The 12,824-nt window shown below is 31.5% G+C and carries 6 protein-coding genes, 1 tRNA gene and 2 pseudogenes; 6 read left to right on the forward strand and 3 right to left on the reverse strand.

Going from position 1 to position 12,824, the window contains the following annotated elements:
• Positions 1–351: 351 nt before the first annotated feature.
• Positions 352–441: transfer RNA gene (locus tag E0H82_RS16445), tRNA-Ser, on the reverse strand.
• Positions 442–533: 92 nt separating this feature from the next.
• Positions 534–884, reverse strand: a pseudogene (locus E0H82_RS16450) (GreA/GreB family elongation factor); the annotation flags it as partial.
• A gap of 108 nt (positions 885–992) precedes the next feature.
• Here E0H82_RS16450 and gmtY point away from each other — a divergent pair.
• From gmtY to E0H82_RS16480, 6 genes are all read left to right on the forward strand, one after another.
• Positions 993–2,303, forward strand: a complete 1,311-nt coding sequence (gmtY, locus tag E0H82_RS16455; RefSeq protein ID WP_131265778.1) for a gamma-mobile-trio recombinase GmtY — start codon at positions 993–995, stop codon at positions 2,301–2,303.
• Positions 2,300–5,068: a VPA1269 family protein gene (locus E0H82_RS16460; protein WP_131265779.1), complete on the forward strand. Its 2,769-nt coding sequence runs from the start codon at positions 2,300–2,302 to the stop codon at positions 5,066–5,068. The genes gmtY and E0H82_RS16460 overlap by 4 nt, the downstream gene beginning before the upstream one ends.
• Complete coding sequence (gene gmtX / locus E0H82_RS16465; RefSeq protein WP_131265780.1) at positions 5,058–5,669, forward strand: gamma-mobile-trio protein GmtX; 612 nt, start codon at positions 5,058–5,060, stop codon at positions 5,667–5,669. The genes E0H82_RS16460 and gmtX overlap by 11 nt, the downstream gene beginning before the upstream one ends.
• Complete coding sequence (greB, locus tag E0H82_RS16470) at positions 5,666–6,139, forward strand: transcription elongation factor GreB (protein WP_131265781.1); 474 nt, start codon at positions 5,666–5,668, stop codon at positions 6,137–6,139. The genes gmtX and greB overlap by 4 nt, the downstream gene beginning before the upstream one ends.
• Positions 6,140–6,297: 158 nt before the next feature.
• Positions 6,298–9,849 carry a DEAD/DEAH box helicase gene (locus E0H82_RS16475; RefSeq protein WP_165492977.1) on the forward strand — a complete coding sequence of 1,184 codons (3,552 nt, stop codon included), beginning with the start codon at positions 6,298–6,300 and terminating at the stop codon, positions 9,847–9,849.
• Positions 9,850–9,891: 42 nt separating this feature from the next.
• On the forward strand, positions 9,892–11,763 hold the full coding sequence (locus E0H82_RS16480) for a phospholipase D-like domain-containing protein (RefSeq protein ID WP_165492978.1): 1,872 nt from the start codon (positions 9,892–9,894) through the stop codon (positions 11,761–11,763).
• 351 nt (positions 11,764–12,114) lie between these two features.
• Here the strand turns inward: E0H82_RS16480 and E0H82_RS16485 are convergent.
• Positions 12,115–12,824: pseudogene (locus tag E0H82_RS16485) on the reverse strand (hypothetical protein); the annotation flags it as partial.

The raw sequence follows: 12,824 nt of genomic DNA on the forward strand, positions 1-12,824 counted from the left end.
GCTCTAAAGACATGGTTACAATTTATTAAACAAGGACATGAGCCACTTGGTTTTTATCGCTATAAAGGCAATTCTATTACTGATTTGTATAAAGAATACACTGGAAATATTTAACCCCATAATCGCTTTATTTTCATCTGAAGGTTCATTCCTAAGCCCTCTTTTTTATGTATTTAAAAACTATTTCCCCAGCCATACATGAATTTAGAATTATTAACTTTTTATACTTTTTTCCGATCCTAAATTATCTTGTTTTTACTCTTAGCATCCGAAAGTTGATGTGGTGACTATTCAGTAAAAATTATAGACAAAAAATAAGCCCTTGCAAAAACAAGGGCTTATTTAAATATTTGGCGGAAGCGGTGAGATTCGAACTCACGGAGGACTCACACCCTCGTCGGTTTTCAAGACCGGTGCATTAAACCGCTCTGCCACGCTTCCAATGGCGGCTATCATATAAATATTTTCCTAAGTTGGCAAATACTTTTGCATATTTTTCTATTCAATTGCACAAAATAAAATCAAAAACTAAATTAAAGGGTTATTTCTGGCTTTTCGTAGCGGATTGTATTGATATACCAAGTCTTTTTCCCAGACGGTGTGATGACTTCAATTTCATCGTCCACTTGTTTCGACAGTAATGCACGTGCCATTGGTGAATCTATAGAAATATGTTGTGGATGATGATCATAAATTTCATCTACACCAACAATGCGCAGTTGTTTTTGCTCACCTTGTTCGTTCTCAATTTCGACCCATGCTCCAAAAAAAACTTTGCCCTCTTGCTCTGGAGCAAAATCAACAATTCTTAACTCTTCTAAACGTTTTCCAAGGTAACGTACCCGACGGTCAATCTTTCTTAAAATTTGTTTGTTGTATTGGTATTATAACCCCACTCTTAAACATACTATTACCCAATAAAAGAGTTTGACAATTGATGAAATGTTGATAGTTTATTTGTTAAACAACTCATACTTTATAATAAATAGTATATGGCTTACGTTAAGAAAATTTATGTAAATTACAAAGATTGTACTTCTCACACTAGCTTAGTCCTTCCTTGTATCTTGACTGAGAAAGGAGTCATTATTTCTCATTTGCGATACTTGGCTTGGTTTAACTCAAAAAGTGAGGCATGGAAAGAAAGATCATGCTATGCACTACAACTTCTTTTGAAATACATTAATTCTGTTCCAAATATTGATAGCGCAACAAAACTACTCAAAGCATTCACTGAAGCTTTAATCACTGGCACTATTAATTATTCCAACAATAAAGATCCACTCGATCTTTATTGGCGACCACGATCAGTTCGTGATACCAATAATTTATTATTTCATATCACTCACTACACAGATTTTCTCATGTTACAAGATGATCATTCAGCCAACAGAGTTAATCCTTTTCGTAAAGCGACTAGCTATGAGGAGCGTTTAAATTGGTGTGCTTATTATCATAAGCAGGCAAATGTATTTCTGAATCATTTAACCCATAAAGATCTAACACAAAACCAGGTACGTTTAGTGGGCTCGTTTCATGAAAGCATGGTTGATTATGAATATGCTGTACGTTTTCCTGAAAATCACCTTGAAAGACTTCTATATTTGGGCTTTGAAAAGAATGGAAACATCGATTTTAAATCTCAAGCAATTACTATGTTGATGAATTACTGTGGACTCCGAAAAAGTGAAATTTTTCATATTTATATATCAGATATTACATTGCATCCAAATCATCATAACGAAGCGCTAGTTAGAGTTTACCACCCTGAACTAGGTAGCTCTCCAGACTCAGCGTTCAAAAATAGAAAAGAATATTTACTAGCAACAACTTCTTATAAACCTCGAAATAATTATCTATTTTCTGAAAGACTTTATGCCGGTTGGAAAGCCCCATTATTAACCTCAAAATTAGGCTACTTTGAGGTTGTATTCATTCCTCCTGAAAAAGCTAAAGATTTTTTATTAATCTGGGCAAACTATCTAAAATATCAACGTATAGAGCCTTCAAAAAGCTCTCCCCATCCTTTTGCATTTACAAATAGTCTAGGTGAACCTGAAACTATAAAAAATTTCCAAAGATTGCATAAAAATGCCGTAAAACGTATTGGATTAATCTGTAAAAAAGATCTTGGAACGACCGAACATGGTCATCGACATGCTTACGGTTTTCGAGCAGCTCAGGCAGGCTTAAGTCAAGTTGAAATTCAAAAAGCAATGCACCATAAAAGTCCAACTTCTTGCCTTGTTTACATCAAGCCAACACTTGAAGAAGTACAAGAAAAATTGAGAAAGATTCAATGATAAAACCTCCAGCTATTCGGCAAATTGAAAGTAAAAGATTTAATAAAGAGTTTTCAACTTTTCCTGACTTAGATTCTTTAAAGCAATTTTGTAAAAATGCTGGTATTTCAAATTCTGTTTTATATAGACAAAACTACAAGGAATATGGACTACCTGCACACCCTGAAAGAATTTATGATGAGTGGATTAGCTATAAGGATTTTTTTGATATCGTCGATTTTATTTCGTATTCAGAGCTAAAAAGTTTAATAGAAAACAAAAATCTTAAAAATGCTAAAGAATACAAAATTTTTATTTTAAAATTAAATGATCCGAGCCTTCCACTCGATCCACAGACAGCATATCTAAATGAATGGGAAAATTGGTACAAATTTTTAGGTAAAACTGAGCCTTTTAAACCTGATTTTATTTCACCAAGCTATATAACTTGGGCAATTAAGATCAAAGAATTCATGACTAAAGCCCGTGGTGGAGGCACTAAAGAAACTCAGCTTTGTCGTTTCGTCCGTCTTTATATTGAACAATTTGATAAAAGCAAAACACCACATGCTTTTCTTATACAGGAAAAATTCGATGTAAAACCCTTTCGAGATATTCTTGAAAATATAGAATCTGAACCGATGAGGAGGAAACTCGTTGTTTATGTCAATGAATTCTTAGATTACATCATTGATAATGATTTAACGATTGAAGATGAAGAAACAGGCGAAATAGTACGAGTCGATAATGCTCGAAATCCGTTCTCCCTTTTACTCAATCAACAAAATATATCATCTAGCTCAATCCGTTCTGAAACTACAAAGCCATGTTTACAATATCATTTCGTAAAAAAGGCTCAACAATGGATTATGCCTGCAAATGCAAAAAGCTTTCAGGATCTAGAGCATCTGCATAAGTTTGATGCAGATTGGATTAAAGTCAACTTTGATCAATTAGACTTATATGATCCTGATTGTATTTATCGTATCGTCGATAATCAAGCTTATTTGTGGTGTCCTACCGATTGGATTCATACCTATGCACTTACCAAAGTACCATTACGTGGTCGTCAAATTGCTTATAATGACTCTGGTGAAGCTGATGAATATTTAGCTGAATTAGACCCACAAAATAAAATTATTTGGAAAAAAAATAGTTCCTCACTTTCAGGTTTAACTAAAGAACAATCGTTTATTAAAAGAATGCCTGATGGTCAGATAGGTATTTTTACCACAACAAATAAAACAAATAACAATGGGCAAGGCTACACAATTCCGTGGATACCTGAAGATTTAGCATATTGGTTAATTAGACTACGAAAATGGCAACAAAAATATAATCCTATCTCATATCCTAGTGCTTGGATTGATTGCCAAAGAACAAATTTAAATGAGGTACAAAGAAAAGCCAAAGGATTGAATTGTTTTCTTTTTAGGCGCTTTAATGATTTTGAACCAGCAGCTGTTTCAAATGCACTTACGCCTAGGCTCGCAGCGGCTCTGTTTCATATTCAACCTTCAAATTTAGCTTTAGCAACTTTAGATGGAAATGCTGCCACACTCGGGAGCTATAAATCCAAATATACGCCTCATAGTATGCGTGTTAGCCTCATTACTGCATATGTTCTTGAAATGGGTATGCCTATTGAAATCGTAATGAAAATCGTTGGGCATAGCTCTGTCATCATGTCGATTTATTATTGCAAAGTTTCCAATCATGATATTAGAACTCGGTTAGAAGAAGGTGAAAAAATAGCCTTAAAATCTGAAGTTGAATCTATTCAAAGAACAATTGAGCAAAATAAAATTGAAAGTGTTAAAAACCAACTAATTGGCAATAATTTGGAGTTACTACAAGCTTTATCTAATGAGGTTCCTGCGGGTAATTTTATTTTTAGAGATTATGGTATTTGCCCTTTTGCAGCTTCAAGATGCGAGGATGGTGGTGATTTAATAAAAAGTAGTTCATTCTACACCCCTACACCTCAAGGATATTTAGGAACTCAGAATTGTATCCGTTGTAGACATTTCATTACTGGACCCGCCTTTATTGGTGGTTTATTGGCAATTACAAATGAGATATTACTCCAATCCAATGATCAATCTGACATATGTTCCAAACTACAATTTAAAATCAATCAGATTAATCAAGATATAGATAATATTGAAAAAGAAGAATATATAGCCAACTTAAAGAAAGAAAAATTTGAAAGTGCTGCAAAAAGATCAAATCTTGAAACTGAATTACGAAATTTTGAATCAGAATATGAAACAGCTGCTAAAAAATTGGATATGCTTTTATGTGATATCCAATCAGCTTATAGTCATATTACGAAATGCCACAAGCTCATTAATAACAACGCTTTATTAGAAAAAAATGATCAATTATCGCTAATTACTACTTCAAATGCAGAGTTAGTTTTGGAAATGGAAGAAGTCAGTCACTTTCAGCAATTACAAGAAGTTTGTGATAATGCCGTCATTTATAAATCTTGTAATGCAGATCAGGCCATTTATCCAAGGACCCAGCTCATTGATAAAATGGCGATGTTTAATGAAATTATGCCCTCTTTATTCATGTTATCTAAAGAACAGCAACTTTCAGCAGGCAATCAAATTTTTAAATTATTGATGAGTCGCCTCAAATCTTGGGATAAAGTACAAAGTGTTATGGATGGTAAGCTTAAATTGATGGAGCTTTCTGAAACTGAACAAATTTCAAAATCGGAAATTGAACTCATTCTACATAATTCACCAACTTTGATTGAGGCAATTCATGAATGCTGAAGAGTTATTAAATAAATTAAAACATGGCTCATCTCTGAAAATTCAGCAATCGCTCGATGCAATCTATGAAGTATGTATTGAGCAACAGGAACGTGGAATTCAGGATTTTTCTGTAAGTACTATTGCTAATTTAGGATTTAGTAGAGGTGTTCCTAAAGCGCAAAGTATCAGAAATAAGACAGGTGAAAAATATAGAGCACTGATTCAATGTTTTGCAGATGCTTCATCACAGACAGCTAAACTGGTAAAGCCCTCTCCAAAAGATAATGCGTGGATTGAAGAAATTCAAAATCCCAAACATCAATTGCTTGTACGCATTATGGCATCTGAGCTAAAAGAAGCTCAACAGATGATCCGTGAAATCATTCCACCAAAACAAAGAATTGATATTTATGATCATAAGAATATGATACCTGATGAATCTTTTAAGCTTTCTGACCAAGAAGTACGGGCATTACAGTATTTATTATCTACTGATTTTCAAAAAAAATGGAATCTAAAACCAACTCATTTTGGTGAGCTAGTCGATGAGTCGAATAAGCCTGTTTTTAAAGTTTCAACATTAGATGCCTTACGCAAAGCTTTGGAGTATTTGTCTTGAATCGAAAATTATTAACGGCTGAAGGTTATCAACGCTTACAAGATGAGTTAAATGATTTAGTTCGTAAAGAACGCCCTGAAATTACAAAAATTGTATCTTGGGCAGCGAGTCTCGGTGATCGGTCTGAGAACGCTGATTATATTTATAATAAAAGAAAGTTGCGTGAAATTGATCGTAGAATTAGATACTTAACTAAACTTTTTGAAGTGGCACACAAAGTAGAATACAGTCCAGAACAAGATGGGAAAGCTTATTTTGGCGCATGGGTAGAATTGGAAAATGATGAAGGTGAAACCACTAAATTCCGCATTGTAGGCGATGAGGAAATATATGGTTGTAAAGACTATATCTCACTTCAATCCCCTATAGCAAAAGCTTGCTTAGGTAAATCTGTAGATGATGAAATTCAAGTACATACACCTACTGGCAAGAAAAATTGGTATCTTATTAAAATTCATTATTTAACCTAAACTACTTTTAAGGTATCTCAAAAAGTACGAGTTTGACTTTTAGCTTTGGCGATTAGGCAATCAATGAAGTATAGACATGAAGAATATACTCCAGTTAAAAAAACAGAATTTTTAAATCAGAAAATTACAAATTATTGGAATTTGACAAAATTATGAACATGACTAGTTATACAGATTTAGGCATTAGTTACGAGAACAGTAACGCTAGACTTTATTATAGATACGATGAGGATGCAGAAAATATCGAACTTGTAAAAGTTTGGACTCGAACCCCTGATATTGATGACACTCTAATCCGAGAGTTATGGAGTCATGAGTTAAGGTATTTAAATAAACTAAAATTAATTAACGGAGCACAAGATTTTCTTTTACTATCTAAAGAGTCAAGATTTGATGATTATGCATATGCAATTGTATTTGATTTAAATGAAGGGCACCAAATTCTAAGTCAGTACTTGGAGACGGATAATGATAAATATGCTTATTTAGATAAAAATAAATTAAAGTTTCCAATATATAGAGCTTCATTATGGAAAAATATTCTCCGCTTAGCTAGAGGTTTAAATATTTTACATAATCAAGGACTCCTACATTCAAACATCTGTAGTCGCAATATCTTATTAAAGGACACAAATACAGACGAAAATTTTGTACTAACAGGATTTGAATACTGCCTATCACTGAATGATTTAACAAATCCTTTATCTTCCATATCCGGACAAGCTAGTAAGAGTTCATACTTACAAGATTGGGTACAAATTGCTGCACTATGTAATATTTTTCTCGACTATCGTAGTAAAAATATTGAATTGATGCCAAGTGAATTTACTTTTCTTAAAGAACTATTGGATGATAGTATTTCAAACAAAACTAGAGCAAAAGCTATTAATGGTGATTACATCATAAATAAAATTGAAAATATTATTAATGATGTAAAAGGTTTAGCAGACAAGGAGTCAGGAAAAGAATATATTGTATTTTTTAATAATCATTTTCTAAATTTAAGGTTAATTAAACAAATTAAAGCACTAGCTAATGCAGCAAACAATGATAATTACCTATTGGAAGAAGCTTTAGATTTTATTAATGATGATTTAAGTGGGGAAAATATAACTTTAATATATGCAAAGGATAATAAAGATGAGGACAAATATTTTATAAAAGGTAAACGCTATATTTATGAAGTCATAAAATATAGGGAACCGACATCTTTTAGCATAACAACTTCAATAGAAAGTTGGAGCCGTGCCACATGTTTCAATATTACGGAAAGCCTTCCCCATTGGGCAAAATTTTCTAAAAAGTCTATTGATTGTCAAATTTCAGTTAGACTAATTACGCCATCAAAAGTATCTCAAAAGTACGCTAAACCAAGTACTAATACTAGATATGAGGATTGGTCTCAATTTGATCAATTAAAACAAGAAAATAGTTTAGATCCAACAGTGAAAGAATTTCTGCAAAGTCTTGCCATGTGCCATGCAATAGAAGTTGCAGAATATAGAAGAAATATATTTAAGGTAGTTGCAGATGTTAAGACGGATTCAATTGTAATTAAATTGGAAAAAAATATTGATATATTAAATCTATCAAAATTGCTTGGAATTAATGGAAGCATTTTAGACTTATTTAATAACAAATTAAGTGATGGTGAAAATAACAAATGGATACTAAGTAGAAGAGAACTAGAAAAATCTTCTGAATTTAAAACTTGGGATAATATTACATCGATGCATTTTAATGATGAAGATATAAGACTTGAATTGATTTATGATAAAAAGATTGGAAATCAATTTTATTTCCATGTTTCAAACAGTCCAGACTTATTAAGATTTGTTCAATATTTTAATAATCATCCTCTGTATCTGACACCTATATCGCAAGCTGGTTCATCTGCACTATTACATAGGAAAAATAAAGCCTATATAGCATTAATAAATAATTCATACTTAATAAAAAGTTTAGTTAGCCCAGACGAAAATATCACAAAAATACCATATAAGCACTCCTATACCTCAAGTTATGGCGAAATGGATGCTTCAAAACAAAAGGTCTATACAGATATCTTACAAACATATCCAAACTATGTTGTACAAGGTCCCCCTGGAGTTGGTAAAACTTTTTTAGTAACCGCTTTGATTGAGCAAATATTTAAAGATGAACCAAATAGTAAAATTGTCCTAACAGCTCAAAGCCATGCTACAGTTCAAGTTTTATATGACGCTTTAATGGGTGGCGATATTAATTTATCAAAAAATATTATTTCTATCGATGATTTTAAGAATGAAAGTATATTCGATGATGATACATCAAAGATTGAAAAACATACTCAAAAATATGTTGAAGATCTCAAGAGTAGTTTATTATGGAAACGTGCATATATAGAATATCCTAGTCTTAAAAATGATATGGATCAATTTATACAATCAACTGAAAAAAGAAAACCATTTTATAAGCAAATAATTAGTTCAGCCAATATTTTGTTTACAACATCTAACTCTGGAATTATTGAAGAATTAATCAAAAATAACATTCAATTTGATTGGACGATTATGGAGGAATCAGGCAAAGCATCTGGTAACGAACTTATAAGTCCATTATTACTTTCACACAGACGACTAATGATTGGAGATCATAAACAACTCCCACCATTTTCTGAAAAAGTGGTTAATAGTATACTTGAACGTGATAGCATTGATTATTCATTGCTAATTGATGGAATTAGTAATGGTAGTTTTAAAACCAATTTAACCAAAATATCTGGACTTGATGAGCTATCGGAGCTAATGCAGTCAGATGAATTAGACAATGACACCATCAAACAACTCAATCAGACAATAAAACGTATTTTTACTAATGCTAAAACCCATTTTTCTCTATTTAAACATTTAGTTGAAACATCTGAACGCCTCAATATAAATAATTCATCCTCTATGGGTGATTTGCTTAAAATACAGTATCGAATGCACCCAAACATATCAAAATTAATATCCTCCTTATTTTACAAAGATCAATTAATAAACCATAAAGAGACAGAAAATAAATATTTAGATATTACTACAAAGCCTTTTATTTTCTCTACCAATGATCACTTCCCAAATATCAACTCAGATAAAGGAATTGTATGGTTGGGAATTCAAGACTCAAATAAATACAATTTTCTTCCCCAAGAAAAAGATTATACTAATGAATTTGAAGCTCAAATTATTATAAAATCTCTTGAACTCATTCAATCAAAATCTCAATTAAATACTAAAAATAATAAGCCAATTAAATTAATGGTACTTAGTCCATATAAAAAGCAAGTTGATATGTTAAATAGTTTATTTTTAACACACAAAACTGTTGAAAAAATACAGCAGAAAGGGTTTTGCATAGCTCAAGGTGATAACTTATGTAAAACTGTAGATTCTTTTCAAGGAGGAGAAGCAGATTTAATTATATTAAGCTTAGTTAGACATAATACACACACGCCGATACGCAAGGCTCTAGGCTTTCTTCTTGATGCACGGAGAATGAATGTGATGCTTAGCCGAGCTAAATACCAAATGATTATTGTGGGAAGTTTAGATATGCTTGCTTGGTGGTCAAATGATTCGCGAGCAAAGGATAGTGAAAATTTTTTGGTCAAAATGACAGATATGTTAATTCCAAATTCAATTCAGGCTAAAGAGCTTGAAATTTGTCATTATATTCCAATAGCTTACTAAGATAATTAACGCAATTTTTTCAATTTTATGAGGTCACATCTAGTGATTACTAAAAACATTATACAGCAGAATAGAAGCTGTAAATTTAAAGTTGCAATTGAATTTGCTTATGGTCAACAGAAGCTCAATGTCACAAGAACCGATGGATGGAGTGTATTAGATTTTATTATATTACGGGAAATTGCCAAACGTAGTTCTTTTTTTACTTTAGAGCACCTAGCTGAAATCACTCAATTACCAAAACAAATTATACTTCAAATTATTATTCCTTTATTACGTATGGGATGGATTGAACTTGATAGAAGTAAAAATCCAACATGCGTTGCGATTACAAATATTGGGTTAGTAGCAGCCGATAGAAATGATCTTCCGCCTGTTGTATCTAGTTATGCGGCAACTAGAGAATATTTAATTGATCCCATAGTTGGTAAAGTAATTGGATTATTACGGCATAAAAATATCGGGACATATAACTATCTAAAAATTCAAGAACTCAAAGCTGCTGGTGAAAATCTTGCAATACTACGAATTGACAATCCTCATTCTTTTGTTAATGAAGATAGCTTATTGAAAGAAATAACTTATTCTCATGAAGTTGCAACCATTGTTGATAGACTTGAAACCTCTCCAACAGATAAACGTTTTGTCATATTCAATGTCTCTTTAGAAAATGGAAAGGAATCTATTGATAGGTTTTATAATAAATATAATGAATGGTTTGATGTAGCTACTTTTGACTTTATCGAACAGAAATTAAAAGAATTAATCAATGAGCACAAAAAAAATTCAAGAAATACAAATTTAGTTGATGAGATAAATAATACAAACTTAAGCTCTCAAGATCGTACCCCTGTCTCATTCTCTATTGGTGATAATGAATTTGATTTGATACTTGGTGGGATAAATCACAGAAAAAAATTTAAGGACTTGATAAATCATGCTGAAAGCTATTTAATAATTCAAACCACTTATATTGGTGGTTTATGGGCGTTAGATTCTTTCATTGATGATTTAAAAAATGCCGCCGATAGACAAGTAAGAATAACAATTTTATGGGGAAAAGATAATGAAGAATTTACTAGTACTGATGAATATCAAAATGTATTGAATTATTTTAGTCAAAATTTAAGTTCATCTCAGGCTAAATATATCCACTTGCAAGAGCAGTGCGGATCTCATGCTAAATTCATTATTTCTGATCATGCAGAGTTTGGAAATATAGTTATTGTTGGCTCTTGCAATTGGTTATATTCAAATTTTGATCGATTTGAAGCATCTGTATTATTTAAACACAATGATATTGTTAAATATTTTTTAACATTAGCTTCTAGCATCGCGACTGGAAAGAGTGGAATTTATGATGCTACTAGTAAGTATATTGCTGATTTAACTTATGATATCTACATTAGCGGACAGACAGCCCCTTCATTAGAAACAACTCGTGTTGAAATTGTATTAAAAGATCAACATTATTCCTATATCCAAAAGGCTAAGAATGAAGCTCAACAAAAAGTATTAATTTTGAGTGACAAAATTAGTGATGTTGCTAACCGTCCTATATTAAATGCATTAGAAGAATGCAAGGCAAATAGTAAGAGAGCTTTTTATTCTACTTTTGATACAGATATAATTTCTAAAGAATCCGTCAATGCTATGGAAAAAGCTGCTTTAGTAAATGGGATAAAGCTTTTACGCCATAACTGGAATAAATTAAAAACAAACCATTCAAAAGTACTTGCTTGGGACGATAACGACTTGGTAATTTCTAGTCTAAACTGGCTTTCATCCAATGCTTCAGTATCTAATCATAATCACGAATTACTCCATGAAATTGGAGTCTATTTACATTCGCCCAAAATTGCAAAACACTTCATTGCTTTTTTTGATGATAAGAACAATCATGAACAGATGTAAAAATACTTTCACAAAATTTAGAGCAGTCCCCCAATAAACTGCTTGGGCTAAAAGATGAAGTGTGACAACTCAATCACAATAAAGTGATTAAAGGAGTTGTCTAGGATCAGTTCTTATGTTGCATACTAACAATCTTATAAAGGGATCAATTGGATGTACTATAGATTTTAGATGCACACTTCTTTATTTGAAAATTATATGGCTGAAGAAGTCTTTAAGAATAGGTTTATGCAACAAAGCCCAATCAATTAAAAATTGTTAACTCTAATGCTACCTAAAAGATAATCTTATTAATAATTTTTCAGAAGCAAGCCAATAAAAGTTTAAATAAATTTCTTATTTATTTAAAGGTTAAAGTTCTGGCTTTATTGTTACTTTTTCACTATTCAGCCATTTATGAACTAATTCATCACCACTAAAAGTAGTCCAAGATAGTCCCTCATTTATTATACTTTTGCTAACAAAATATTCTAAGGAAGTATAACTCCAATTTGGCCCAATACTGCGTATATGGGACGGAGTTTTATTATTTAATTTACAATATTCCAAATAGGATGTGATCCTTGCAATAAACATTTTATTTACAAAAAAATGATCTCGGTCTTTGCATTCCCCATGTTCTAAACTATACAAACTAGAAGCAACTTTATCCGCTTGAAAATTTAACAAACTATTCACAACCAAGAGGTTATACTTTTCAACTAATTCAACAAGCACATAATCTAATTCGATAGATTTTTCAATTGGGATAGGCCTATATTTTTGTATATTTGAAATCAATTTATATGCATCTATAACTTTTTGCTCAATAATAAATTCTCTAATTTCTTTAACGTCTAGATAATTAAGCTCATAATATTCAAATTGTTTACTTAAATCTTCTAACAAGTGATTAAAATTCTCATATTCTAAATCAAAATTTAGAAAAGTATTTTCACTATTGAATAAATATCTATATTTCTTATACTTATTTAAAACTTCCAAACTTATTGAATGTGATTTTTTAATAAAAAAAAGATTATTTTCATGAAGAATTTTTTGGATTTCCTCATGCTTTTTTG

Source organism: Acinetobacter sp. ANC 4910 (assembly GCF_004331035.1).
Taxonomy (GTDB): Bacteria; Pseudomonadota; Gammaproteobacteria; order Pseudomonadales; family Moraxellaceae; genus Acinetobacter.

What these genes read in the sequence shown, in the direction of transcription:
- gmtX (WP_131265780.1), top strand. Translation starts at nt 5,058, where the DNA reads ATGAATGCTGAAGAGTTATTAAATAAATTAAAACATGGCTCATCTCTG.
- gmtY (WP_131265778.1), top strand. Translation starts at nt 993, where the DNA reads ATGGCTTACGTTAAGAAAATTTATGTAAATTACAAAGATTGTACTTCT.
- E0H82_RS16460 (WP_131265779.1), top strand. Translation starts at nt 2,300, where the DNA reads ATGATAAAACCTCCAGCTATTCGGCAAATTGAAAGTAAAAGATTTAAT.
- E0H82_RS16475 (WP_165492977.1), top strand. Translation starts at nt 6,298, where the DNA reads ATGACTAGTTATACAGATTTAGGCATTAGTTACGAGAACAGTAACGCT.